Genomic DNA, 24,430 nt, shown 5'->3' with positions numbered 1-24,430 from the left:
ATACTCAATGAAAATCAAAGAGCAAACTAGGAAGCTAGCTGCAGGTTGCTCAAAGCACAGCTTTGAGGTTGCAAATAAAACTGACGTGGTTTGAAGAGATTTTCGAAGAGTATTAAAAGTATTCTTCTGAAATCCCACATAGCTTTCTCTTATATTTTGTGATAAAATAGGCTCAATCTATTTCTAGGAGGATCAGATATGATTTCTACTATTGGTATTGTTAGTTTATCTAGTGGCATTATCGGAGAGGACTTTGTCAAACACGAAGTAGACTTGGGTATCCAACGTCTCAAGGATCTGGGACTCAATCCTATCTTTTTGCCCCATTCGTTAAAAGGATTAGACTTTATCAAGGACCATCCTGAAGCGCGTGCAGAGGATTTGATTCATGCCTTTTCTGATGATAGCATCGATATGATCCTATGTGCCATCGGTGGAGACGATACCTATCGCTTACTACCTTATCTTTTTGAAAATGACCAACTCCAAAAGGTTATCAAACAAAAAATTTTTCTTGGCTTCTCGGATACAACCATGAACCACCTCATGTTGCATAAATTAGGAATCAAGACTTTTTATGGTCAATCCTTTTTAGCAGACATTTGTGAATTAGACAAAGAAATGCTAGCCTATAGCCTTCACTACTTTAAAGAATTGATTGAGACGGGAAGAATTTCAGAAATCCGCCCTAGTGACGTTTGGTATGAGGAACGAACTGATTTTAGTCCCACGGCCCTGGGAACACCTCGTGTCAGTCATACAAATACAGGTTTTGACTTGTTGCAAGGAAGTGCCCAGTTCGAGGGGAAAATCCTCGGTGGTTGCCTTGAGTCCCTCTACGATATCTTTGACAACTCTCGATACGCAGATAGCACGGAGCTCTGCCAAAAATACAAACTTTTCCCTGACTTGTCAGACTGGGAAGGGAAAATCCTCTTGCTCGAAACAAGCGAAGAAAAGCCTAAGACAGAAGACTTCAAAAAGATGTTGCTAACTTTAAAGGACACTGGCATATTCGCGGTCATCAATGGACTCTTGGTCGGAAAACCTATGGATGAAACTTTCCATGATGACTATAAAGAGGCACTATTGGATATTATTGACAGCAATATCCCGATTGTCTATAATCTGAATGTCGGCCACGCAACTCCAAGAGCAATTGTACCCTTTGGGGTCCATGCTCATGTAGATGCACAGGAACAAGTCATTCGCTTTGACTATAACAAATAAAGCTGGGAAAAGTTTCTCAGCTTTTTTCTCGGTATCATTACTGGCATTTTCATCACATATTACAGCAAATTGAAACTAGAATAGTACACCTCTACTTCTAAAACATTGTTAGAAATCGATTTGACTGTCCTGATCGATTTGTCCTGTTCTTATTTCATTTCTCTATACTGATAGCTAAAATGATTAAGGAGAGGCTGTTGCTTAACATGTGAACAAGTAGGGGATAGTAGATATTCTCCTTTTCTTTCACAAAAATAATAGAAAAGGCAAGGCCAGCACCTAGATAACCGACTGCACCGACCCACTCAGATAGATCCAAGCTGTGCATATGAGTTAAGGCAAAAGCAAGGCCGGCTATAAAGATACTCAGCCAAGTTGGCAGATTTTTTCTCAAATATCTCAATAGAGTTTGACGGAAAATTAATTCTTCTACCAGAGGTCCAATAACACAAGCAAAAACAGCTATCAGTATTGGTTGCTCTTGAAAAGTGCTTTGAATATTCGACTGGTTTAGACCTTGTCCGACTAGCCCAAAAAACTGCTTCAACATCTCTGATACAAATTCAAAGACAAAAGTCATCAGAAAGAGAAATAGCCATCCTGTTAAGACGCCAAAGAAGAATTTCCTTTTAGTCTTTCTAATCTCATTCCATTGTTTGATCAATCTATCCTTAAACAAGAAAGAGCTATATAGAGCTAGTACTACATAAACTAGATAATTTGCAATGGCAGATGGCATCAAGAAAGCCAGCAATTTAACGCCATCAAACACAAAGAGGACTGTATAGAGAATCGCAAAAATCAGAATTCCCTTATTTTTGTTAGACATCATTTAATTCCCCTTCCATTCACAATCATTTTCATGGTCATCAACCAGCCCTGCAGCCTGTAGAAAAGACAAGACCGCGACTGGACCTGTGAACTTGAAACCTCGTTTTTTGAGATCTTTGGCTAATTTTTCAGACAAAGCGGTTTTAGCTGGGGCTTGGCGGTAGTCGGGAACATCATTGACGATCGTTTTCCCCTCAACAAAAGACCAAAGATAGGCATCAAAAGAGCCGTACTCTGCCTGTAACTGTAGAAAGGCTTGGGCGTTAGCGCGTGTAGCAAAAATCTTGGCTCTATTTCGAATGATGGCTGGATTATCCAGCAAGGCTTCCAATTCGGTGTCGGTCATGTCTGCCACCGCTTGAATTTGATAGCCATAAAATGCTTCTCGGAAAGCTTGGCGTTTGTTGAGCACCGTTTCCCAAGACAGGCCTGCCTGATAGGTTTCCATACACAACAACTCAAACAATGCTTGGTCATCATGGAGGGGCTGGCCCCACTCCTCATCATGATAGGCGATGTAGAGCGGATTGGTCATCTTGACCCACGAACAACGTTTTGTCATGCTCTGCTCCTATTTGACCAACATTTTAAGGGCCGACTTGATATAGTTCTCAGCTGTATCTGTCGTTCCTTCAAAGAATTTCTTGATTTTCTTGAGCTCGGTTGCCTTGTAGCCCAGCGCCAACATGGCTTCCATGGCTTCTTCCAGTTCTTGGTTTTCAACACTTGCTTGCACTGCGACCTTGGCAGGAAGGTCATCTCCTGCAACTACTACCTTGCCTTCCAAGTCCAGCACCATCTGCTGGGCTGTTTTCTTGCCAATTTTAGGGAATTTGGTCAAGTAGGTGATGTTCTTGGTTTCAATGGCTTGAACCAAGCCAGCATTGTCATCAGCAGCGATAATAGCAAGAGCTGATACAGGACCAATTCCAGAGACCGAAATCAGACTAAGAAAGAGCTTTTTCTCATCCTCTGAGCGAAATCCATAAAGCAGATGAGCATCCTCACGCACGACTTGATGCACATAAATTTGAGCTTCTTGATTGACCTGTCCTGAATAGGCATAAGGATTGGCCACATGCAGGATATAACCGATACCATTGGTTTCAAGAACAATGTATTTGGCAGTGATTTTGGTAATGATTCCTTTTAAATATTCGTACATAGTTTTCCTTCTCTCTTATTTCGTTTATCTAGTATATCATATTTTCTTTATCCGAGGAGCGAGAATCGATTATCACAAATACAGTATATCAAAAATAATCTGTATTTATCTGTTGACATATTCAAAATTAAGTACTATAATCATCTGTAATTGAATAACTATCTTCAGGGCAGGGTGCAATTCCCTACCGGTGGTATAGCCCACGAGCCGAAAGGCATGATTTGGTGAAATTCCAAAGCCGACAGTATAGTCTGGATGAAAGAAGATAAAAGTATATTTGTGCTTTTTGCGTGCTCTGAAATGATTACTTGTCATTTCAGAGCATTTTTGTTAATCGCATAAGTTTTCTTTTGTATGCCTTGAGTAGTCCCCTATTCAAGGTATATTTTTTTTGGAGGTAGTGAGATGAGCGATTCAAAATATATGAAATTAGCAATAAAACTGGCACAAAAAGGGGCTGGTTACGTCAATCCCAATCCTATGGTCGGCGCAGTTATTGTAAAAGATAATCACATCATCGGACAAGGTTATCATGAGTTTTTTGGTGGCCCACATGCTGAGAGAAATGCTCTTAAAAACTGTAGAGAATCCCCTGTCGGAGCGACGCTTTATGTAACACTTGAACCCTGTTGTCACTTCGGGAAAACACCTCCCTGTATAGATGCTATAATCGATAGTGGTATTACAAGAGTAGTCATTGGAAGCCTAGACTGTAATCCTATTGTATCTGGAGAAGGAGTAAAGATACTTGAGGAAAATAATCTTCAAGTTACTGTTGGAATTTTAGAAAATGAGTGTCTTAACTTAATAAAAAGTTTTAGAAAGTATATTACCCAGCATGTACCCTATGTTTTTATGAAATATGCAATGACAATGGATGGAAAAATAGCCACTAAAACAAATCAATCCAAATGGATTACTGAAGAAGAGGCAAGAAAGCATGTGCATCAGTTACGACACCATGTTAGTGCAATTATGGTGGGAGTCAATACTGTTATTCAAGACGATCCTTTGCTGACATGTAGATTGGAGGAAGGGAAAAATCCTATCCGTATCATATGCGATACACATTTACGAACTCCTCTTACCTCTAAAATCGTAAAAACAGCAAATGATATTAAAACTTACATTGCCACTTCCTCTGAAGACAAAAATAAAATGAAGCTATATCAAAATCATGGCTGTGAAATACTTTCCATAAAGAAAAAAGGCAATCATATAGACTTATCGAGTTTAATGCAACATCTAGGAAACATGCAGATTGATAGCCTAGTTCTAGAAGGGGGCAGTCTAATGAATTGGAGTGCTTTGGAACAACAAATTGTTGATGAGCTGAAAATATATATTGCACCAAAAATTTTTGGAGGCAGTGCCAAGTTTCCTGTCGGAGGTGAAGGCATTTCTTTGCCAAATGACGCTATTAGATTGAAACCTTATGCTTTTTCTCAAATAGGAAATGACTATCTCATAGAAAGTGAAGTGATTTATCCATGTTCACAGGAATAATTGAAGAAATCGGAAAAGTTGAAAGAATACAGAAAGACTCTCGTAATTGTAAACTATCAATTAAAGCCTCAAAAATATTAACGGATATCCATTTAGGCGATAGTATAGCAGTAAATGGTATCTGTCTTACAGTTACTCATTTCAATCATCAATCCTTTACAGTTGATGTAATGAATGAAACATGGAGTCGAACAGCTCTTACTCTATTAAAACATGGAAGTGAGGTGAATCTAGAAAGAGCCTTATCTGTCAACGGTCGACTTGGGGGTCACGTCGTTACAGGACACATTGATGGTACAGGAAAAATCTCGTCAATAAAAAAAGATAATAATGCTGTATGGTATCAAATCAACACACAAAAAGAAATTTTAGATTTAATAGTTGAAAAAGGATCTATTACAATTGACGGCATTAGTCTGACTGTCGCTAAAGTCTCCAAAGTAAACTTTTCAGTATCTGTTATCCCTCATACCTTGGAACAAACCATTCTTAAGAGTAAACAAGTCGGGAGTACAGTAAATCTTGAAAATGATATCTTAGGTAAATATGTGCAAAAACTGATGGATAATTCTCCAAAATCAGAAATATCTAAGGAACTATTATATCAAAATGGATTTTAGCAGAAAGGATAATCAGTCAATGGAATATCGAAAAATACAAGAAGCATTAGAAGCATTGCAGAAGGGACGACTTGTTCTTGTTATAGACGATAAGGATAGAGAAAATGAAGGAGACTTAATTTGTTCTGCACAAGCAGCTACAACAGAAAATGTTAATTTTATGGCTACTTATGCCAAAGGATTAATTTGTATGCCTATGAGCGAAAGTTTAGCTAATCAATTAATGCTTTCACCTATGGTTGAAAACAATACAGATAATCATAAGACTGCTTTTACAGTTTCAATTGATTATAAAGAAACGACCACAGGTATTTCTGCCGAGGAAAGAGGACTGACCGCACGTATGTGTGTAGCTGAAGATATAATACCCTCTGATTTTCGCAGGCCAGGACACATGTTTCCTTTAATTGCAAAAAAAGGTGGTGTTCTAGAAAGAAATGGACACACAGAAGCAACTGTTGATTTATTAAAATTAGCTGGACTAAAAGAGTGTGGCCTATGTTGTGAAATAATGAATCATGATGGCAAAATGATGAGAACAGATGATTTAATTCAGTTCTCGAAGAAACACAAGATTCCACTAATTACCATCAAAGAATTACAAGAATATAGAAAAGTATATGATCAGCTGGTAGAACGAGTTTCAACTGTCAATATGCCTACTAGATACGGTAATTTCAAAGCAATTAGCTATATAGATAAACTAAATGGGGAACATCATCTTGCTCTTATTATGGGAAACATAGAGGATGAAGCCAATGTATTATGTCGGGTCCACTCCGAATGTTTAACAGGAGATGTTTTAGGCTCTTTACGTTGCGATTGTGGACAGCAATTCGATAAAGCTATGAAAATGATTGTTGAGAATGGTTCGGGTGTCTTACTTTACTTGCGACAGGAGGGACGAGGAATTGGACTTATCAATAAATTAAAAGCCTATCATTTACAAGATCAAGGCATGGATACGCTTGATGCCAATCTTGCATTAGGCTTTGAAGGTGATTTAAGAGAATATCATATTGGAGCACAAATGCTTAAAGACCTAGGACTACAGTCACTACATTTACTGACAAATAATCCTGACAAAGTTGAACAGTTAGAAAAATATGGAATTACCATTTCCAGTAGAATACCAATCGAAATAGAAGCCAATCCTTACGATAGTTTTTATTTAGAAACAAAGAAAAATCGAATGGGTCACATTTTAAATATGGAGGAAAAATAAATGAACACTTATGAAGGTAATTTAGTAGCGAACGATATTAAAATCGGTATTGTTGTAGCGAGATTTAATGAATTTATAACTTCAAAATTATTATCTGGAGCACTGGATAATCTCAAAAGAGAGAATGTAAACGAGAAAGATATCGAGGTGGCCTGGGTTCCAGGAGCTTTTGAAATACCTCTGATTGCATCAAAAATGGCAAAAAGTAAAAAATATGATGCAATTATCTGCTTGGGAGCTGTCATTAGAGGGAATACAAGTCATTATGATTATGTATGTAGCGAGGTATCTAAGGGAATCGCCCAAATCAGTTTAAATAGCGAAATCCCAGTTATGTTTGGTGTGCTAACGACAGATACAATTGAACAAGCCATAGAACGAGCTGGCACTAAAGCAGGAAATAAGGGTTCTGAGTGTGCACAAGGCGCTATTGAAATGGTCAACCTAATTCGTACATTAGACGCATAGAACAGACTCTACTTTTAGACGAATAAAGAAACTTGGCAAAATCGCAATTTAATACTCTGTGAAAATCATAGAGCAAACTAGGAAACCAGTCGCAGAGTGGTAAAACACAACTTCGATGTTACAGACAAAACTAGCAAAATTAGCTCAAAACACTGTTTTGAGATTACTGATAAAACTGACCTGGTTTGAAGAGATTTTCGAAAAGAATTAGGAAAAAATGAAGTAAATATTTCTATGATAAAACGCATAAAATCAAGGTTTTTGAACACCTGATTTTATGCGTTTTTCTGATTTTGAACATTTTTCCCAGACTTTTTTATACTTTTAATATTTCCCCAACTCACGGAGACTGGTGTGATTTTCCTGAATACGTCGGAACATCTTTTCCATATCCGACTTGGTAAAATGCACCAAAACAGGACGTCCGTGAGGACAGTTATAGGGATTGTCACATTGAGAAAGCTGATAGAGGAGTTGTCTAGCTGAATGATCATCAATACGATGATTGGCCTTGATAGATCGCTTGCAAGACATCATGATAGCCAGCTCTGCTCGGTATTTCTTGATAGAAACTTCCTTGGTCAAAAGGAGCATGTCGCACATCTCATAGATGCCTGATTCAATCTCTTCTTCTGCCATCCAAATAGGATGTTCACGTAGAATAAATTGATTTTCTCCGTACTCTGCTAGAAAGACGCCCACTTCCTCTAAGAGAGGCATTCTTTCCTTGAGACGCAGGGCATCATCCGCAGGAAATTCAAAGATATAGGGCACTAGGAGTTGCTGCTGGCTCTGGTCAACATTGCCAATGCTTTCACGGTACTCCTCGTACTTGACCCGTTCCTGAGCAGCGTGCTGATCTATGATGTAAAGTCCATCTCGCCCTTGGGCAAAGAGATAAGTCCCGTGCATTTGTCCGAAAAACTCCAACTCTGGGAAGCTGGATGCTTCTTCTCGCTCCAGTTTGTCATAAGCCTTATCGATGCTAGCAAGATCTAACTCTGGATGGTCTAGCTGGTCGTAGTTAGCAGGTTTTCTCTCTGCAAAATGCAGTTTTGCTGGCTTGGTCAATCGGTCCAAGGTTTCCTTGGCAAACAGGGTCAAATCCTGCCCTTCATCAGTCAATTCTACCTGATAATCAGCCACCTCAGCTTGACTAGGTATTGTCGGCTCAGTTTTCTCATAGTAGAGCGTATTTTCTTTGAGTGGGAGAATAGTTTGCTCCACCTTCTCACGATTACGCACGGTCGATTTGGCAAGATTTTCCAAGGCATCTGGAATCAAGGTTTGTTCCTTGAGACTATTTGCAATAGCTTCTGAGACCAACGTCATCAGTTCTTTTTCCTTGGAAATCCGCACCTCTTGCTTGGTTGGATGCACATTGACATCCGCTAGATAAGGGTCGATATGAATGTGAACGACAGCCAGTGGAAAACGCCCCACCATGAGCTTACTGCCATAGCCGTCAAGAATTGCACGATTGAGCAGGAAGTTCTTGATATAACGGCCATTGATAAAGAGGCTGATATAATTGCGGTTAGTCCGAGTCAACTCAGGCAAGGACACAAAACCTGAAATTTCGAAATCTAGGTCAGAGTTCTCAATTTCAATCATCTTCTTGGCACTGACCAAACCGTAAATCCCTGCGATTGCTTGGCGCAATTGACCAGTCCCTGCTGTCCGCGTCATTTCCTTGCCATCACTAATCAAGCTAAAAGAAATCTCAGGATGGGCCAAGCCCAGACGGTTGACGATATCAATGATATGAGACAACTCTGCTTGCTGGCTCTTCATATACTTGAGACGGGCAGGCGTGTTGAAAAAGAGATCCTCCACACAAACCTTGGTTCCCACAGGACTAGTCGCTGGGATGACTTCCTCAACTTCACCCCCACGCGCTACTAACTTGGTTCCATGACTAGCACCATCCACCGCCGTTAACAGAGTCAAGACACTAACAGACGCAATAGAAGGCAAGGCTTCACCACGAAAACCAAGCGTCCGAATCCGAAAGAGGTCTGCTTGATTTTTTATCTTACTAGTCGCATGACGACGCAGAGCCAGCTCCACCTCATCGTGGGCAATTCCATGACCATTATCTGTGATTTGGATTTTCTTGAGACCAGCTTCCTCAATCTCAATGATAATCTGACTAGAACCAGCGTCAATAGCATTTTCTACCAACTCTTTGACCACACTGGCAGGACGTTCAATGACCTCCCCAGCTGCAATCTGGTTTGCCAACACCTCTGGTAATTCAATAATATGAGACATCTTTCAGCCCCTTTCCGTATCTATTTTCCTAGAAATTGATTAGTGCTATTATACCATATTTCAGAAAGAACAGAAAAGCTCCACCACATAGGAGCCCAATCCCTCCACATAGACAAAGTCCCTTGCCAGAGGGAGTAAAATAGTGGTATACTCAATAAAAATCAAAGAGCAAACTAGAAAGCTAGGCGAGGGGAGAAAGTCTTTGAGCGGACTTCAATTGTTGCAGGACAAGTAGACGGAGAGTTTATAGCTCCCATGATTTACAAGGAGAGCATGACGAGTAACTTCTTTGTGGAATGGTTCAAAACGCAATTCCTGCCTGCTTTAAAGACATCTCATGTCATTATCATGGACAATGCTAGTTTTCATCCCAAGAACATTTTGGATGAACTTTGCATTCAAGATAAACACTTTTTCTTACCTCTACCACCTTATTCACTGGATTTGAATCCTATTGAGCAAGCTTGGGCTATCTTGAAAAAGAAAGTAACAGATTTATTAAGGGAAGTCCCAACTATTTTTGAATGTTTGGAACGCTTTTTAAAACTAAATGACTATATATACTTACTCCACTTTTTTATACAAAAAGAAAAATCGCTAGTCCTAAGAATAGCGATTTAATCACGTTTTTAAGCTACTAATGTAGTTACTCTATTATTTAAGATTGCTTGTCACGACACCATATTTTTCAGAAAGTTGTGCCCAAGTAGCACCTTGTTTTCTCAATTCATAGATATGAACTTTATCTTCGTAATTGAGTTTCATCAAAAAACACCCCAAAAGTTAGAGTTTTCCTGTCTAACTTTTGGGGTGCGGTTCACCTATATGAGCCAACTTTCTTATTGTCAATATTTTTGAAAAAAACAATTTTAAATTAGATGATTTTTCTTTACAAAATAAATAAGAAATCAATATAAATTCCAAAGTTCCCAAAGAAATAACTAACAGATTAGCAAAAAAATAATCCCAATTACTATTCATAAAGTCCTCTATGGTTTGTGTTAGAACAAATAAAAATGATGGAAAACCTATCAAAACTACGATCGCAATTTCTATAAAGATACCAATAATCATTAAAATAGAGTAAATACTTGCAATAATATTTTTCGATTTTCTTTTAGTAAAAAAGTTCTTTAACACCATTCTAGACTCATTCATAAGATTTCTTGAATTTGATAAATCTGAAATCAAATAATATAAATCTGTTTTTAGATAGAACTTAAACTCAAACAATATACCAACAATGAGCAGAAACTCTGCAATTCTAGTAATACTAAATAAAAGTCCATTCTTTAGAATAATTGAACATAAACACAATAATGATAAAATAAATAAGTCACATATTATACCCGATAAGTATACAATAATTCTTTTTGTCTTTCCTAAAATCCAAATATTATCAATTTTAGTTTGGAACACAAAATAAAATAATCGCCGACCAATTCCAACATGACCTAATTCACCACTCAATAGTCTAATTGCCATAAAATGACTAAATTCATGCAAAAATACTAAAATAAAATCCAGAATTGTTATAGTAAACGTAATTAATAATAACGACCTAGAAAAAAATATTTGCTTATAATTCAAATTAAATAAGTCGGAATGTTTAGCAATAATAAAAGAGTAAATAGTAATTAAATAGATAAGTAATGCAATAAAAAATTTTTTGGTAAAAATCTTTTTTAATATATCTTGAGTAATCAATGGAAAACTAATCCCATCAATATTAATAGTTTCTGACTCAAATTTTTTACCATCAGCATACTCTATAAAATTGAGTTCAATTAAATTTCGAATAAACTCATCTATATCTTCTACTTCATAATTATCATATTCATCTAAAATGATTTTCTGGTGATAAATATCATTAATAATACCGATAGTATCATAAGGTATTTCTATATATTTATTTATAGAAGTTCTACCAATAATGATTGTTTCTTTTGATTCCTGACGTAGAAAAAAATCAGAAAAAAACTCAATATTTCGATAAGTATTCTTCATAGTACAATACCTCAATTAACCCTGACCAATCTAAGATGCATCCTACAAAATCAACAATATCTAGCCCGGGCATTTCATATGTATCAGGAGTATTGACAGAAGAAGTTGCATCTTCTATATAAGTAACTTTAAATCCTCTATCATTGAATATAATTGCACTAAACAGACAACAATATTCGGCATTAAATCCACATATTACTACTTCATCAACGTTATTTTTCTTCAATATCTCTAATAAATCAGTTTGGATAAAAATATTCGGTGTACTCTTTTCTATAATATAGTCTGATTTAGATTCCACAAAACTTTCTAAGTCAGACTTAGATTTATCACTAAAATAGATAATAGAAGTTGGTTCATAATCAATATGTTTTGTCGAAATAATAATACCCTTCTTTTCTTTTATGTAATCTAGCAATGATTTTATATTAGACAATTCTTTATCAAACTGTTTTCCCGAAATCATTCCCTTTTGACAATCTAAAATAATAAGTGCCTTCATAATGTCTCCAACAATCTAATTGCTCTGGTTAATATTTTTTTTACATTCTTCAAAGACGAGTTATTTCTATCTAATAGGGGATTAAACTCTACAACATCTAATCCAATAATATTTATCTTATCAAATAAATCAAGAAAAGAAATTAATTCATCTATCTCAAAACCTTCTGGAATTTGATATGCCGTTCCAGGATTATTCATAGGTTCTAGTATATCTACATCTATTGAGAGATAGAATTTTTTATTTCTATTCTTGTTTATCATATCGTTAAGTTGATTAAAATCAGTTATAAATAAATCATCTCTTGTTTCATAAAATGGTAATCTAGGTTCTCTAACTCCAATATGCCATATCGAAACGTTTTCCTTTTCTCTAATTTTTTCAACATAATTATGATGATTAATAGGAAGAAATTCACTAGTTCCAGCACAGTCAAAATGAGCATCAAATTTAACATAAATAATTTCATCTTTATTTCTTTGAGTTAATCCTTCCAAAATCGAATAGGATACTGAATGGTCACCACCAAAACCAAGAATTTTTTTATTTTCTACTTTACTAAGATTGTTTATTACTCTTTCATGAAACGCATTATATCCTTCTCCAGGAATATAAAGAATATTCCCAAAATCTTCAACATACCTTCCGAATTGACTTGAATAAGTAAAAGAGCAAGACTGGAAATAAAAATCATTACTAGTTGATGAAAAACCAGAGTAGTATCTTCTAATATAATTCGGCGCCTCCTTAGAACCTGTAGATCCAGTAGATCCTGAATCATATGGAAGACCCACAAATAAAATTCTTTTATCATAGTCATTCATATCACTATCAAAAATAGAATTTCCAAGCTCTCTATTTAAAATAATCGAATTTTTATTATTACTAAGTAAATTTAAATCTAACATCATCTTCTTTACTTGAGCTAATTCACATTCTGAAATTTCAAACTTTCCAAAAATTTCGGACTCTTCTTCGTTGATCAAAGAACATATAACATCATAGGTCAATTTATTTATATTAGCCTTTTGTCCTGTTTGCAAATTAATCAACTCTATTAAATCACTGTCAATCAATTTTACTGAAATGGATTCTTTCTTGATGTCCATAAGCTAGCTCCTTTTTTAAAAAGAGTTCGGGACATCGTCACCAAACTCTAAAACGATTAGTATCAAACTAACGAATCAAAAATAATCGAACCTTTTTTACCAATTTATAAAACTATCGTTCTAAATTAATAATGACACTAATCATAAAATAGATAAAAGCTCGATTATGTCCCAAAAAGCAAAGTTCTAAACTTCACTATGATTCTGGATTAATAGTATTACGACCGCCACGCTTTGTGAGCTCGACAGTGTCCAACACTTTAATCTCAATTTTCTTAGGCTTTTTATTATCTGCCATGAGACTTTTCCTCCTAATTAATTAGTAGTATTGATTAACGTCCCTCTCCAGGGACATGATGACAACAAAAACAATCTTGATTAGTTTCTATACTTTCATATGAAATATCGTAATCTCTATAATCAATTGTCAGGATTTTATTTAGGACCCTAGGTTTTTCTATATCAGTAATAAATCGGATAAAATCAAATATCATGAATGATGTGATACAAGAAGATGTTGCAGCCAAACAGTTATTTTGTGTTGCATACCCATTTTTTAAAACTTCATTATACTTCACAAATCCCTCTGATGATTTCATCTTCAAATTAAGTTCCCTACAATTAAAACAACTTGATTCCCCTGGAATAATCGTTTGAAAATATGAAGACGCTTCACTATTGCCACCATACAACCAAGCCACTCCAGTTTTAAAACAGGCTTCGTTAATCCATTTATAAATCCAAATAGAAGGTTGATCGGCAGCACAAAATACAAAATCAATTTCATGATCGTTTATTAATTTTTCCACATCAGCTGGAGATGTAACTTTTAGCTGATAGGTAATAAATTTGATACTACTATCAAATTCAGAAATCTTATTTGTGGCACATTCTGATTTGAGCTTACCAATATCAGACTCATTATAAAGAATTTGCCTATTTAAATTAGATAAATCAACACTATCAAAGTCAACTCCAATTATAGTACCTACCCCTAGTGCTGATAAATTCATTACCAAAGATGAACCAACACCTCCTAGACCAATTACTAACACATTCGAATCAATTATCTTTTTCATGTAATCTATTTTGTGATTACCAGACGCATCAAAATTAGATAAAAAATTCATAGTTCTACTATGTCTTTCAATTTGGTTAGGAGTTAGTTCACTATTCAAAGTTAGTTCAAAATCTTCTAAAACGACAGGATAGTTTTCTAACTCGCTTAAAATTTCTGACACTTCTCTAATAGTGATAGTTGGGAAATCAACAGAAAGTAAATCGGCAATGTCTTCCTCGCTATGAAAACCATCACAAAGTTTCAATATATTATACACTAGATGGTCATCATCTGATATTTCTAATGCAAATCCAGGAGTAGAACCTATTGATAATTTATTTTCATACGGAATTAGAGCTAACTGCTTTTTGAAATATGGTTTTCTCATTTTTTATTTTCCAATCTTTCAAATTTTATTTCGACATAATATTCGCTGGACCTGGATCAATCCCTCTAGCTATCTTATGAACTTGAGGTGTTCTCGCAATCCCTAACAGAATTAATCCAATAACTAATACAGCAACTATTTTCTTAAACAAACTTCTCATATACCTCTCCTTTTTTTCATTTATTTTATCACTTCAAAATTAGCTCGTCAAGTGTTTTTATAATATTTTTTTATTTTTTTTGTTTTGATACTTTTTTGTATCTAAGATAAGTTTAAAAAACGATGCTCACTTGAACACCGTATTCATTATTCTGTTATATCTGCAATGTAATGCTCAACTTTCAAAGCCATTGAGATGTTTTCCTCTAATTTGTAAAGGAAATGAGCTGTCTCAAAATATTCTTTCACTGAACTTTTAGAAGAGAAATTTTCACTTACGTTTCCCATCAATAAGTACAAATCAGCCAAAAGATAATTCGTTCTGTAAGCCTTACATTGTTTTATAGTAGCTGTAATTTTAGTAATAGCTTCTTCAATATTTTTCTGTAACCATAGATAACGACAAACGTTGTAGTTAAACTTAATAGATAGTTCTAACTCTTCGATTGTACTCAAATTGAGTTGATTTACTTGATACTCTAGTTTTTCACGAATTTTATTGAAACGACCTAAATCTCCAATATCATAATAAAAATTGAATAGGGTGTTTGAAACTTGGAGATAGTTCAAATCAGATACACTTAACTGTGATAATACCCCCTCTAATCGTACAATCGCATCTTCTTTCTGTCCGTAAAAATAAAAATCTATCAGAGATTTTATCAATTCCATGTAGATTTTATCTGCTAAAGATAGGCGGTGAACTTTTACATTCTCCAATTCATATATATATTTCAAAGACTCATAATTGCGATTTGTAATAAATGTCTGTGCTAATTTCTTAAATTCTGATAACTCCTCAACTTTCTCTACAACCTGCTCATCAAAAAAATAATCCATACTGACTTTTAACTTCTTAGCAAGGGCATTCAGGAAATCCGCTCCAGGGGTAAACTCTCCGCTCTCTAATCGACTGATTTGCCCCTGTTTACAGATACCTTCAGCTAGTTCTCGCTGAGACATTTTTAATTCTTTCCGTCTATTTTTTAATCTTGTTGCTAATAGTGTGCCCACGTTTGCATTTTCCTCTTCTATTTGATTTCAGTTTTAATTGTAACATGATTAAATCTAAAATTCAAATCAATGATTTGAAAGATACAAATTGTAGATAAAATCTATTTTGTAATTCATCGTCAACTTATTTACTTTCCATTTCTTCATTCAAACGCTTTATAAACTTATTCAGCTTCAACGCCACTTTTCATACCTATCACTTTCTAATTCCAACTGTTCCCCTAGTTCTTTCAGCCCCTTTCCGTATCTATTTTCCTAGAAATTGATTAGTGCTATTATACCATATTTCAGAAAGAACAGAAAAGCTCCACCACATAGGAGCCCAATCCCTCCACATAGACAAGGTTCCTTGCCATGGGCTATAAAATAGTGTTTAATAAGGATATACAGGAAGTGATCACAACCTTGTATAACTGAAAAGGAGAGAAAACTATGAAAGTAGAACTACAGATTAGTGAGACTTACGAGGAGGAAAAGCTGATTGTCCAAGCACCTCAAGAAACCGAAAAAGTCCAGAAAGTCATCGAGTTCGCAGAAAATCTGGACCAAAGAGAAAAAATCAAAGGAAAAATCGATGATCAGGTCTATCTAGTTGAGATTGGCAAGATTCAGCGCTTCTATATCGAGAATCGGAAGGTTCTAGCAGAAACCGCGAGTCAGACCTACAGCATTGATTTGCGACTCTATCAGGTTCTTAAACTCTTGCCAACCAATTTTATCCAAATTTCCCAATCAGAAATCATCAATATCGATTCCATCTCTCACCTCAAGCTCACGCCAAACGGTCTGGTAGAAATTTTCTTGAAAAACGAAAGCTTCACCTACTCTTCACGCCGTTATCTAAAAACCATCAAGGAGAAATTAGAACTATGAAAAAACAAGTATTTCACGATGCAGCTGCCGGTGTTCTTATCGGCCTCATCCTCTCTATCCTCTTTTCACTCATTTATGCACCAAATACCTACGCACCGCTCAATCCCTACTCTCTCATCGGCCAAGTGATGACTCAACATCAGGTTCACGGTGCCCTGGTCTTGCTCTACTGTACTCTTATCTGGGCAGCCATCGGTATTCTCTTCAACTTTGGTAAACGATTATTCAGCCGTGACTGGAGCATGCTTCGTGCGACGCTTTCCCATTTCTTCCTCATGCTGGCTGGCTTTATCCCACTGGCAACTCTGGCAGGTTGGTTCCCTTTCCACTGGTTCTTCTATCTCCAGCTCATTATCGAGTTTGCGATTGTCTATCTCATCATCTGGGCTATTCTCTATAAAAGAGAGGCTAAAAAAGTGGATCACATCAATCAACTCTTGAAGCATAAAAAGTAAGAACCTCATAATAAGCAAAGCCGAGAAAGAAACTTCTCGGTTTTTCTTTATCCTGCTGCACCTTATACTCAATGAAAATCAAAGAGCAAACTAGGAAGCTAGCCGCAGGTTGCTCAAAACATTGTTTTGAGGTTGTGGATANNTCAGTAACCATACCTACGGTAAGGCGACGCTGACGTGGTTTGAAGAGATTTTCGAAGAGTATTGCTATCATAGTAGTTATTTTCAGATCTTCTTTGTAAATTTTCTGTAATTTTCTATCTTTTTTCAAAATATTCTTGCATTTTCCCAAAGTTTTTTGTAGAATATAGATTACATATCCAGATTATTCTGAAAATTCAAAAAGGAGTATTTATCATGTCGCAAGCTATTTCCTTAAATCAATCAACCTGGACAAGTAAACTAAAAGCAATGGGACCTGGAATCCTAATGGCAACTGCCGCTGTTGGAGGTTCCCACATTGTATCTTCCACTCAAGCTGGCGGTTCTTACGGTTGGTCTCTACTTCTCTTGGTCATCTTAGCCAATGTCTTTAAATATCCATTTTTCCGTTTTGGTGCTGAATACACAGCTGATACTGGAAAGACTTTGGTTGAAGGTTATGCCGAAAAAGGAAAACTCTATCTCTGGATTTTCTTTATTCTCAATGTCTTTTCGGCTATGGTCAACACGGCTGGTGTTGCCATTCTGTGCTCAGCTATCATCGCCAGTGCCTTCCCAATGATTGGTCTTAGCATCACTCAGTGGTCCCTCATTCTCGTTGCCATCATTTGGGCTATGTTACTCTTTGGAGGCTACAAACTTTTAGACGGCATGGTCAAATGGATCATGTCAGCTTTGACCATTGCAACTGTTCTTGCAGTTATCATAGCAGCGGTCAAGCATCCAGAATACAGTTCTGATTTTGTCGAGAAGACACCTTGGCAAATGGCAGCTCTGCCCTTCATCGTCTCCCTCCTAGGATGGATGCCTGCTCCTATTGAAATTTCATCTATCAATTCACTTTGGTCAGCTGAAAAGAGAAAGACCGTCAACTTTAACAAAGAAGACGCTCTGTTTGACTTTAACACTGGTTATATTGGAACAGCTATCCTAGCCGTCTTCTTTGTGGCACTGGGAGCACTGATTCAGTATCCTACAGGGCAGGCGGTTGAAGCTGCTTCAGCCAAATACATCTCTCAATTCGTGGGCATGTATGCCTCTGTTCTTGGCGAATGGTCCCGTTACTTGATTACCTTTATTGCTTTCCTGTGTATCTTTGGAACAGTTATAACTGTTATCGATGGCTATTCTCGCGTTAATCAGGAATCTCTCCGACTGCTAATCAGTCAAAAAGAGGACAATCGTAAATCTTTGAACATCTGGATGACCATCACTGCTATCATCGGTATCGTCATTATCAAGTTCTTCGCTGGTCAGGTTTCAACCATGCTCCGCTTTGCCATGATTGGCTCTTTCCTGACAACACCTTTCTTTGCTCTTTTGAATTACGCCTTGGTAACGCGTGAAAACAAAAATCTTCCTTCTTGCCTCAAACACCTTGCCATTGCGGGATTGATTTTCCTCTTTGGCTTCGCCATCTTCTTTATCTACGCACTCGCAATCGGAAAAGCAGGGTAAGGGACAAGCGCGAGATGAAGATAAGGTTTCATTTCAAGAGAACATTCAGCAAATATTTCTATGATAAAAAGCATAAGAACAAGGTTTTGAAGACCTGAACTTATGCTTTTTTACGTTCTTAAAGACTGTTTATACTCAAAAAACAGTTGAACAACTTCAACCACCTCTTATAAGAACTTTATACTATTCGAGAATCTCTTCAAACCACGTCAGCTCTATCTGCAACCTCAAAGCTGTGCTTTGAGCAACCTGCGACTAGCTTCCTAGTTTGCTCTTTGATTTTCATTGAGTATTAATTCTCCTTTTCCAACTCATACAAATCTGCGATAATAGCTGCGACACGTTTGATATCTTCCAGCATGCCTCGCATTTCAAAGTCAGCCAATACAGGGAAGCCAAAGCGTTGACTGTATTGCTTGGCTGTTAGGCAGTATTGGTTATTAAAGTTACGATTTCCTGACCCAACCACACCAAAACACTTACTAGCATTGTTACCATAGGCAATAAAATCTCCCACCGGTGTCGTCAAAATCTCAACATCTCCGTTATCCACGCCATTCCCACCTTCGAGATAGGTCGGCAAAAAAGCGACATAGGGATGGTCCATTTCATAGAAATTTTTGCCTTCCTTGACCAAATCCTTGATATGAATCTTTTGAACCTCAATCCCTTTGTACTGGGACAAGAGATAGTCTTTCAAGCGCGTCACAAAACTTTCAGTGTTGCCACTCAAACTAATATAAACTAAAGAAATTGTCTTCATATGTACCTCCATGATTTTATTTTTAATCGAAAAAGAACTACCAAGATTGTAACTTGATAGCTCTTTTTTGTCAATACTTAAGCAAGATTTTCTGCTTCCTCTTCTTCTGCCAAGGCTTTCTGCTGACGCCATATCTTGTAGAAGACAAGGGCTAGGAAGAGAATATTGATGACGATAGAGAGAATGCTAACGGCTTGTGAAATAACACTGATCCCTAAACGCATGGTTTCATCGTGAACTAACTGCACAGCGTCCTGTAAACCAACATAGCCATAAATCGAACCAATAATGGCTAGCAAAACATAGCCGACATAAGTATAATTTGCATACTGCAAATTCTTACGAATAAGGAAGACAATCGCTACAACCACTAAAATAGCAGATAGCACAATCAAGGCCATATTAAAAATAGAATGAGTTGATTCTGCTACTCTATAGCTGTAATTGATGTTGTCTTCTAATTGCTGAGCACTGACCCCTGCAACTTGTTTCTGAGCGGCACGAAGGGCTTCTTTGCTAGGTAAGGGACTCAACATTCCAAACAGAGACATAGCTGAAATAAGGGCAGACAAGATTAGCAAGACCCATAGATAAATTGGTTTCTTTTTCATAATAGAACCTCCTGATAATATTATTCATATTATAGCACTTTTTGCAAAGGAATACAAATCTTATAGTATCGTTTCTACCTGTTTTCGGTAAGCTTTTGGCGATTTTCCGCACAATTTTCGGAACACTTTATAGAAATATCCAAGGTTACTGTAACCAACAGCATAACAAATATCTTCGATACTGTCACTGGTTGAAAGCAAGAGCTGCTGGGCAGCCTTAATACGTTGTTTGTTTAGTAACTCTGCAAAGGTCGAATCGGTTTCTCGCTTAATCAACTGCCCTAGATAGACAGGATTGATAAAGAGAGCCTTACTGATATCCTTGAGGGAAAGCTCTTTTTGGTAATCACGACCAATGACTTCCAGCACACTGACCACATTTTCATTCATACGGTATTGACCGAAAAAGCTGGTCAGAGTTTCCTTGATATAAGAAACCAATTCATCGAAGGATTGAATAGCATGAATGGTTTTGACGATGTCTGTCAGGTCATCAGCTTTGAGATGCTCAAATAAATGGAAAACATCCATGACAAACTGAATAAAAAGCTGTTTAGTAATCGGAACACGCGGTGTATTTTCAAGAACTACCTTCTCCAAGAGATTTAACTCTTCTACGATTTGATTGAGATTTCCCTGAATGATAACCCTATAAATCGGTTCGTAATAGGCAAAGAGACTCTCATACTGCTGCAAATTTACAGAACCGTAAAAGAGGGTTTTCTCAGCATTCAGCTTCCAGCCTTCAAAGTGTTCTTGATAAGGAGCTTCAAAAGGTGTAACAACTAAGCCATCTAGGGCTTGGTCAGAAATGAAAATCTGCCAGTCTTGGCCCAAGACATAGTAGGGAATGGTGAAGGAACCTTGTTTTTCCTTGGATAGACCTATCCACCAATTCTCCTTATCCCCTAAATAACTAACAAATCCAGCCTCGTCTAATTCTTGACTAAGAGTCTGACTTTTCTTCCCTCTCTCGCCGAGCTGACCTGCAATCTTCTCCAGCAGATTTCCCAGCTCTACCTTATCAACAGGCTTGACCAAATAGTCCACCACACTAAGGTTCATTGCTCTTTTTACATAATCAAACTCCTGATAACCTGAGAGCAGGATATAGGCAGCATCTGGTAAGATCTCTTTCATCTCCCGAATCATATCAAGCCCTGTTTTGTCTGGCATATTGACATCGGAAATGATGACATCGACAGGATTTTCCTGAACATATTCTAGAGCTTCATCGGCATGACTGGCTGTTGCGACGACCTCCATATCCCACTTATCAAAGGGAATCAAACGCTTCAGACCTTCTGTCACCATGTACTCATCATCTACTAATAATACTTTATACATTTTCTCCCTTTCTACTCATCTTGAATTGTAATACGATACTGAACACCGGCTTGCTCTGCAGACTCTATAGTAATGGCATAGCGGTCTCCAAAATAGAGCACAAAACGCTCGTGGACATTGACAATCCCGATAGACTGCCTTTGATCACTGTAGCTGGCTTGGTGTTCAAAATATCTCTGACTTAATTTTTCTCGGATATTTGCCAACTTTTCAGCCGACATTCCTCTACCATTATCGACCACCAAAATTTCCACAAAACCATCCTGTTTAAGAGCCTTGATGCTAATCACATTATCTGTCCGCCTGTGGTCAACACCATGCGCGAAATAGTTTTCTACCAGCGGTTGCAAGGTAAACTTGGGAATCTTCATATTCTCTAACTCTGGATGTATCTTGAAACCATAGGCAATGGACTTGGGATAGCGAACCATGCAGAGATAGCTGTATTTACGGCAAAATTCCAATTCCTGTTTGAGGAGGGTCTCTCTTTCGTCGGAAATATTGTTACGCAAGAGACTACTGAATTCATAAATGATATCTGCCAACTCATCTTGACTCTGCATAACTGCATACATGCGCAAGAACTCCAGCGTATTATACATAAAATGAGGATTGATTTGCGCCTGCAAGGCTCGCATATTGGCATCTTTTTGACTAAGCTCTAACTGGTAAATATCATGGATATTCTTTTCCAAGCGATCCAACATATCATTGGTCGTCTCCGCGATTAGGAGTAATTCCTGATCTTTTTCGGAAATGTCAATCCGACGCCCCTCTTCGCCTTGAGCAATGACTTGAATGGATTCTACTAAATCCACTACCTGCTTTTGGTAATTAGCAAAAGTCTGCCTCAAAGTCAGATAAAGAATGATAATAAAGAGAAGGCTCAAGCCCACAATCAAAGCAGAGCTAGTCACTGTTCCTTGTAAAACAAAGTTTTTGGGAACTGCCACCTGAACCTGATATCCATGAGAGGTTAAGCCAACTAGCCAATTTTCACTCTCCTTATCAACTGTTTCACCAATATGAAAAATCTCCGTATCAAAAGGTGAGGTCACTGTTACTGCCATCGGAGTATGACCTCTAGTATTATCAATGGCATGGTATAAAACAGCAGGATCCAAGGAGATGTAAATCACTCCTAAGTCTTGATCTGACACTGGATCTGACACCGGAATGGCAAAACTATTTCCTGCTGGTTTGAAATCCTCAGCCCTGATTTTTTCTCCACTACGTTTGTCTTTAGTAGAAACATAGACTTCCTTGTAATCTTGAAAAGCAATGGCCACTCCAGTTACAAAATCATTTCGAACATAGAGATCATCAACATTTTCATGCAGAGAGACTGATACATAAGGCGAAGCTTTCCGCTCTAATTGCCAGTAAAAATAGTCTGGCATGCTGAGGCTAAAGTATTTATAGATTCCCTCAATACGAGCTTGATTTTCAACTAAAGCCTGAGCTATCTGGGTTGACTCTCTATGGTAATATTCAATTTCACTCACTGTTCTAGCAGTTACACGCTGGGCCACTCTCTGAGCTTCCTTTTCCCGTGAATCCCAGTCAGCGTAAGAGAGTAAGATTGCAAAACTCGCAATAATAATGATCATCACTGAACTGTAGGTTCTTAGAAGTGTATGTAGCCAAAACTGCTTCATCCTACTTTGTCGCCAATTTTTCATGGATACTTTCATAGACCGGTTCCAACATATCACTGATAAAGAAATGCCATATCCCAATTCCTACAAAGAAAAGTAGGGCAGGCATATAGTAACCAATTGCCACAAGTAGCACGGTCCCAAGGAGAACCTTGGCCACAGTTGCTAGACTCATAAAGATGCCAATCAAGGATAGTTTGAGACTATTTCGATAAGACAAGTCAAAATAAACTTGTAATTTCAAAGATACTGTATAGGCTAAAAAGAGCAGGGCAACTACTAGGACATTCAAAAAGGTCGCAATCAAATGAACGATGGTCTGATGAGGCAATTGCACCAAGAGATACAAGCCATAGACCAAAACTAAATCCACTCCTAAAAAGCTATAGAAAATCAGGTTGCTTGAGACGAAATTTTGCTTATAAAGAGACCACGCCTCCTTCAAACTGTATTCCCGAAAGCTATAACCATGTTCTGCATACAAGCTCATCAAGGTGGCACTAGCCGGCGCTAGACCAAGGATAATTCCTCCTGCCAAGGTTAATAGCCAAAAGAAGGCTGTCGCAATCATCCCTAAAAAGAAACGATTAAAGACAAAGTCTAAAAATCTACCCATGATATCCCCCTAAAAATAACTATGAAACCATTATATCATATTTCAAGCGTTTTCAAAAACTTCTAGTATCCATTTACAATCCCATCAAACCATGGTAAAATGAGAATTGTGAAAAAATGATCAGGAGACAATTCATGGAAAAATCTATCTTAACTACACTGCTTTTTGCAGTTCTTTACTTCCTCTGCATGGGGATTGGTGTTCTTTTGGGCAATCTCCTTGACCAAACTGGAAACATGTTTTATGCGCCTGCTTTTACTGCCCTTGTCGGCGGTAGCGTCTATATGATTCTAGTCGCAAAAGTTCCGCGCTTTGGAGCCGTTACCACTATCGGTCTTGTTATTGCTCTCTTTTTCTTGGGAACTAAACACGGTGCCGGTGCCTTCCTTCCTGGAATTATCTGTGGGCTGCTAGCAGATGGAGTAGCTAACCTCGGAAAATACAAGAACCAAACTAAGAATTTCCTTTCTTTCATACTCTTTGCCTTTAGCACAGCAGGACCAATCTTACTCATGTGGATTGCACCCCAAGCCTATATGGCAACCCTTCTAGCAAGAGGAAAATCGCAAGAATATATCGACCGTATCATGGTTGCGCCAAACCCTGGAACTGTCCTTCTATTTATCGCAAGTATTGTCATCGGAGCCCTAGTGGGTGCCTTGATTGGACAAGCCTTGAGTAAAAAATTTGCACAGAAAATCTGATTAGTTAAAAAGAGCCAGGCGGCTCTTTTTTATTTATGGCTCAAGACTTGGTCAAGAAGTCTCCCAAGAATTGATACTCTTCGAAAATCTCTTCAAACCACGTCAACGTCGCCTTGCCGTAGGTATATGTAACTGACTTCGTCAGTCTTATCTCCAACCTCAAAACAGTGTTTTGAGCAACCTGCGGCTAGTTTCCTACTTTGCTCTTTGATTTTCATTGAGTAT

At 37.4% G+C, this 24,430-nt stretch carries 25 protein-coding genes, 1 pseudogene and 1 riboswitch; of the genes and pseudogenes, 10 read left to right on the top strand and 16 right to left on the bottom strand.

Annotated elements, in window-relative coordinates; genetic code table 11:
- Positions 1-198: 198 nt before the first annotated feature.
- Positions 199-1,230, top strand: a complete 1,032-nt coding sequence (locus tag HT699_RS07850) for a S66 peptidase family protein (RefSeq protein WP_138707690.1) — start codon at positions 199-201, stop codon at positions 1,228-1,230.
- 154 nt (positions 1,231-1,384) lie between these two features.
- Here the strand turns inward: HT699_RS07850 and HT699_RS07845 are convergent, their stop codons facing one another.
- From HT699_RS07845 to ruvA, 3 genes are read right to left on the bottom strand one after another with little or no spacing between them, the layout of a single operon-like run.
- Positions 1,385-2,062, bottom strand: a complete 678-nt coding sequence (locus HT699_RS07845; RefSeq protein ID WP_172934237.1) for a type II CAAX endopeptidase family protein — start codon at positions 2,060-2,062, stop codon at positions 1,385-1,387.
- Positions 2,063-2,623 (bottom strand): DNA-3-methyladenine glycosylase I, encoded by a 561-nt coding sequence (locus HT699_RS07840; protein ID WP_172934236.1) that lies wholly within the window; start codon positions 2,621-2,623, stop codon positions 2,063-2,065.
- Positions 2,624-2,632: 9 nt separating this feature from the next.
- On the bottom strand, positions 2,633-3,226 hold the full coding sequence (ruvA, locus tag HT699_RS07835) for a Holliday junction branch migration protein RuvA (protein WP_172934235.1): 594 nt from the start codon (positions 3,224-3,226) through the stop codon (positions 2,633-2,635).
- A 156-nt stretch (positions 3,227-3,382) separates the two neighbouring features.
- Positions 3,383-3,497, top strand: a riboswitch (FMN riboswitch).
- Between the two features lie 134 nt (positions 3,498-3,631).
- Here ruvA and ribD point away from each other — a divergent pair.
- Genes ribD through ribE (HT699_RS07815) form a run of 4 tightly spaced genes read left to right on the top strand, consistent with a single transcriptional unit; the run spans position 3,632 to position 7,045 of the window.
- Positions 3,632-4,732, top strand: a complete 1,101-nt coding sequence (ribD, locus tag HT699_RS07830; RefSeq protein ID WP_050102115.1) for a bifunctional diaminohydroxyphosphoribosylaminopyrimidine deaminase/5-amino-6-(5-phosphoribosylamino)uracil reductase RibD — start codon at positions 3,632-3,634, stop codon at positions 4,730-4,732.
- Positions 4,717-5,352: a riboflavin synthase gene (ribE, locus tag HT699_RS07825; RefSeq protein WP_000493848.1), complete on the top strand. Its 636-nt coding sequence runs from the start codon at positions 4,717-4,719 to the stop codon at positions 5,350-5,352. Before ribD ends, ribE (HT699_RS07825) begins: the two co-directional genes overlap by 16 nt.
- Positions 5,353-5,371: 19 nt before the next feature.
- The gene (locus tag HT699_RS07820; protein WP_007284770.1) at positions 5,372-6,577 is read left to right on the top strand and encodes a bifunctional 3,4-dihydroxy-2-butanone-4-phosphate synthase/GTP cyclohydrolase II; all 1,206 of its coding nucleotides are present in this window, start codon (positions 5,372-5,374) and stop codon (positions 6,575-6,577) included.
- Positions 6,578-7,045: a 6,7-dimethyl-8-ribityllumazine synthase gene (gene ribE / locus HT699_RS07815; RefSeq protein WP_001099497.1), complete on the top strand. Its 468-nt coding sequence runs from the start codon at positions 6,578-6,580 to the stop codon at positions 7,043-7,045. It begins immediately after the preceding gene.
- Between the two features lie 324 nt (positions 7,046-7,369).
- On the opposite strand, the gene mutL is transcribed toward ribE (HT699_RS07815), so the two are convergent.
- The gene (gene mutL / locus HT699_RS07810; RefSeq protein ID WP_166731307.1) at positions 7,370-9,319 is read right to left on the bottom strand and encodes a DNA mismatch repair endonuclease MutL; all 1,950 of its coding nucleotides are present in this window, start codon (positions 9,317-9,319) and stop codon (positions 7,370-7,372) included.
- Positions 9,320-9,520: 201 nt separating this feature from the next.
- Between mutL and HT699_RS07805 the strand changes: the two are divergent.
- Positions 9,521-9,853 (top strand): annotated as a pseudogene (locus tag HT699_RS07805) (IS630 family transposase); the annotation flags it as partial.
- A gap of 120 nt (positions 9,854-9,973) precedes the next feature.
- On the opposite strand, the gene HT699_RS11540 reads toward HT699_RS07805, so the two are convergent.
- The 7 genes from HT699_RS11540 to HT699_RS07780 form a co-directional block, all read right to left on the bottom strand.
- Positions 9,974-10,084, bottom strand: coding sequence for a fucose isomerase (locus HT699_RS11540; protein ID WP_191995007.1), 111 nt, complete (start codon positions 10,082-10,084; stop codon positions 9,974-9,976).
- Between the two features lie 33 nt (positions 10,085-10,117).
- A complete protein-coding gene (locus HT699_RS07800) occupies positions 10,118-11,326 on the bottom strand; it encodes a hypothetical protein (RefSeq protein ID WP_050971331.1) in 1,209 nt (402 codons plus the stop codon).
- On the bottom strand, positions 11,301-11,828 hold the full coding sequence (locus HT699_RS07795) for an isochorismatase family protein (RefSeq protein ID WP_050223301.1): 528 nt from the start codon (positions 11,826-11,828) through the stop codon (positions 11,301-11,303). Before HT699_RS07795 ends, HT699_RS07800 begins: the two co-directional genes overlap by 26 nt.
- Entirely contained in the window at positions 11,825-12,937 is a 1,113-nt protein-coding gene (locus HT699_RS07790) for an arginase family protein (RefSeq protein WP_050223302.1), read from the bottom strand. The genes HT699_RS07795 and HT699_RS07790 overlap by 4 nt, the downstream gene beginning before the upstream one ends.
- Positions 12,938-13,269: 332 nt before the next feature.
- The gene (locus tag HT699_RS07785) at positions 13,270-14,385 is read right to left on the bottom strand and encodes a ThiF family adenylyltransferase (RefSeq protein ID WP_050223303.1); all 1,116 of its coding nucleotides are present in this window, start codon (positions 14,383-14,385) and stop codon (positions 13,270-13,272) included.
- Positions 14,386-14,410: 25 nt separating this feature from the next.
- Complete coding sequence (locus tag HT699_RS12035; protein ID WP_258953702.1) at positions 14,411-14,545, bottom strand: hypothetical protein; 135 nt, start codon at positions 14,543-14,545, stop codon at positions 14,411-14,413.
- Between the two features lie 146 nt (positions 14,546-14,691).
- A complete protein-coding gene (locus tag HT699_RS07780) occupies positions 14,692-15,558 on the bottom strand; it encodes a helix-turn-helix domain-containing protein (RefSeq protein ID WP_172934234.1) in 867 nt (288 codons plus the stop codon).
- 432 nt (positions 15,559-15,990) lie between these two features.
- Between HT699_RS07780 and HT699_RS07775 the strand changes: the two genes are divergently transcribed.
- The 3 genes from HT699_RS07775 (at position 15,991) to HT699_RS07765 (ending at position 18,506) form a co-directional block, all read left to right on the top strand.
- Positions 15,991-16,431 carry a LytTR family DNA-binding domain-containing protein gene (locus HT699_RS07775; RefSeq protein WP_000861956.1) on the top strand — a complete coding sequence of 147 codons (441 nt, stop codon included), beginning with the start codon at positions 15,991-15,993 and terminating at the stop codon, positions 16,429-16,431.
- Positions 16,428-16,886 carry a DUF3021 domain-containing protein gene (locus tag HT699_RS07770; protein ID WP_172934233.1) on the top strand — a complete coding sequence of 153 codons (459 nt, stop codon included), beginning with the start codon at positions 16,428-16,430 and terminating at the stop codon, positions 16,884-16,886. Before HT699_RS07775 ends, HT699_RS07770 begins: the two co-directional genes overlap by 4 nt.
- Before the next feature lie 357 nt (positions 16,887-17,243).
- Positions 17,244-18,506, top strand: coding sequence for an NRAMP family divalent metal transporter (locus tag HT699_RS07765; RefSeq protein ID WP_054388107.1), 1,263 nt, complete (start codon positions 17,244-17,246; stop codon positions 18,504-18,506).
- A gap of 292 nt (positions 18,507-18,798) precedes the next feature.
- Here the strand turns inward: HT699_RS07765 and nrdI are convergent, their stop codons facing one another.
- The 5 genes from nrdI to HT699_RS07740 form a co-directional block, all read right to left on the bottom strand.
- Positions 18,799-19,269, bottom strand: coding sequence for a class Ib ribonucleoside-diphosphate reductase assembly flavoprotein NrdI (gene nrdI / locus HT699_RS07760; protein ID WP_023935560.1), 471 nt, complete (start codon positions 19,267-19,269; stop codon positions 18,799-18,801).
- 77 nt (positions 19,270-19,346) lie between these two features.
- Positions 19,347-19,880, bottom strand: a complete 534-nt coding sequence (locus HT699_RS07755) for an ABC transporter permease (RefSeq protein WP_172934232.1) — start codon at positions 19,878-19,880, stop codon at positions 19,347-19,349.
- Between the two features lie 60 nt (positions 19,881-19,940).
- Positions 19,941-21,227 carry a response regulator transcription factor gene (locus tag HT699_RS07750; RefSeq protein ID WP_172934231.1) on the bottom strand — a complete coding sequence of 429 codons (1,287 nt, stop codon included), beginning with the start codon at positions 21,225-21,227 and terminating at the stop codon, positions 19,941-19,943.
- Positions 21,228-21,238: 11 nt separating this feature from the next.
- The gene (locus tag HT699_RS07745) at positions 21,239-22,909 is read right to left on the bottom strand and encodes a sensor histidine kinase (RefSeq protein ID WP_345789795.1); all 1,671 of its coding nucleotides are present in this window, start codon (positions 22,907-22,909) and stop codon (positions 21,239-21,241) included.
- Positions 22,887-23,501, bottom strand: coding sequence for a YesL family protein (locus HT699_RS07740; protein WP_119946711.1), 615 nt, complete (start codon positions 23,499-23,501; stop codon positions 22,887-22,889). Before HT699_RS07740 ends, HT699_RS07745 begins: the two co-directional genes overlap by 23 nt.
- Positions 23,502-23,635: 134 nt before the next feature.
- Between HT699_RS07740 and HT699_RS07735 the strand changes: the two genes are divergently transcribed.
- On the top strand, positions 23,636-24,205 hold the full coding sequence (locus tag HT699_RS07735) for an MptD family putative ECF transporter S component (RefSeq protein ID WP_000415698.1): 570 nt from the start codon (positions 23,636-23,638) through the stop codon (positions 24,203-24,205).
- Positions 24,206-24,430 lie beyond the last annotated feature (225 nt).

The sequence above is a fragment of the Streptococcus sp. 1055 genome (genome assembly GCF_013276815.1).
In the GTDB taxonomy this organism is placed as follows: Bacteria; Bacillota; Bacilli; order Lactobacillales; family Streptococcaceae; genus Streptococcus; species Streptococcus pseudopneumoniae.
This window is presented reverse-complemented; position numbering and strand designations above follow the sequence as displayed.

Excerpts from the sequence above, each read along its gene's own strand:
- HT699_RS07850 (WP_138707690.1), top strand. The coding sequence starts at position 199 with ATGATTTCTACTATTGGTATTGTTAGTTTATCTAGTGGCATTATCGGA.
- HT699_RS07845 (WP_172934237.1), bottom strand. The coding sequence starts at position 2,062 with ATGATGTCTAACAAAAATAAGGGAATTCTGATTTTTGCGATTCTCTAT.
- HT699_RS07840 (WP_172934236.1), bottom strand. The coding sequence starts at position 2,623 with ATGACAAAACGTTGTTCGTGGGTCAAGATGACCAATCCGCTCTACATC.
- ruvA (WP_172934235.1), bottom strand. The coding sequence starts at position 3,226 with ATGTACGAATATTTAAAAGGAATCATTACCAAAATCACTGCCAAATAC.
- ribD (WP_050102115.1), top strand. The coding sequence starts at position 3,632 with ATGAGCGATTCAAAATATATGAAATTAGCAATAAAACTGGCACAAAAA.
- ribE (WP_000493848.1), top strand. The coding sequence starts at position 4,717 with ATGTTCACAGGAATAATTGAAGAAATCGGAAAAGTTGAAAGAATACAG.
- HT699_RS07820 (WP_007284770.1), top strand. The coding sequence starts at position 5,372 with ATGGAATATCGAAAAATACAAGAAGCATTAGAAGCATTGCAGAAGGGA.
- ribE (WP_001099497.1), top strand. The coding sequence starts at position 6,578 with ATGAACACTTATGAAGGTAATTTAGTAGCGAACGATATTAAAATCGGT.
- mutL (WP_166731307.1), bottom strand. The coding sequence starts at position 9,319 with ATGTCTCATATTATTGAATTACCAGAGGTGTTGGCAAACCAGATTGCA.
- HT699_RS11540 (WP_191995007.1), bottom strand. The coding sequence starts at position 10,084 with ATGAAACTCAATTACGAAGATAAAGTTCATATCTATGAATTGAGAAAA.
- HT699_RS07800 (WP_050971331.1), bottom strand. The coding sequence starts at position 11,326 with ATGAAGAATACTTATCGAAATATTGAGTTTTTTTCTGATTTTTTTCTA.
- HT699_RS07795 (WP_050223301.1), bottom strand. The coding sequence starts at position 11,828 with ATGAAGGCACTTATTATTTTAGATTGTCAAAAGGGAATGATTTCGGGA.
- HT699_RS07790 (WP_050223302.1), bottom strand. The coding sequence starts at position 12,937 with ATGGACATCAAGAAAGAATCCATTTCAGTAAAATTGATTGACAGTGAT.
- HT699_RS07785 (WP_050223303.1), bottom strand. The coding sequence starts at position 14,385 with ATGAGAAAACCATATTTCAAAAAGCAGTTAGCTCTAATTCCGTATGAA.
- HT699_RS12035 (WP_258953702.1), bottom strand. The coding sequence starts at position 14,545 with ATGAGAAGTTTGTTTAAGAAAATAGTTGCTGTATTAGTTATTGGATTA.
- HT699_RS07775 (WP_000861956.1), top strand. The coding sequence starts at position 15,991 with ATGAAAGTAGAACTACAGATTAGTGAGACTTACGAGGAGGAAAAGCTG.
- HT699_RS07770 (WP_172934233.1), top strand. The coding sequence starts at position 16,428 with ATGAAAAAACAAGTATTTCACGATGCAGCTGCCGGTGTTCTTATCGGC.
- HT699_RS07765 (WP_054388107.1), top strand. The coding sequence starts at position 17,244 with ATGTCGCAAGCTATTTCCTTAAATCAATCAACCTGGACAAGTAAACTA.
- nrdI (WP_023935560.1), bottom strand. The coding sequence starts at position 19,269 with ATGAAGACAATTTCTTTAGTTTATATTAGTTTGAGTGGCAACACTGAA.
- HT699_RS07755 (WP_172934232.1), bottom strand. The coding sequence starts at position 19,880 with ATGAAAAAGAAACCAATTTATCTATGGGTCTTGCTAATCTTGTCTGCC.
- HT699_RS07750 (WP_172934231.1), bottom strand. The coding sequence starts at position 21,227 with ATGTATAAAGTATTATTAGTAGATGATGAGTACATGGTGACAGAAGGT.
- HT699_RS07745 (WP_345789795.1), bottom strand. The coding sequence starts at position 22,909 with ATGAAAAATTGGCGACAAAGTAGGATGAAGCAGTTTTGGCTACATACA.
- HT699_RS07740 (WP_119946711.1), bottom strand. The coding sequence starts at position 23,501 with ATGGGTAGATTTTTAGACTTTGTCTTTAATCGTTTCTTTTTAGGGATG.
- HT699_RS07735 (WP_000415698.1), top strand. The coding sequence starts at position 23,636 with ATGGAAAAATCTATCTTAACTACACTGCTTTTTGCAGTTCTTTACTTC.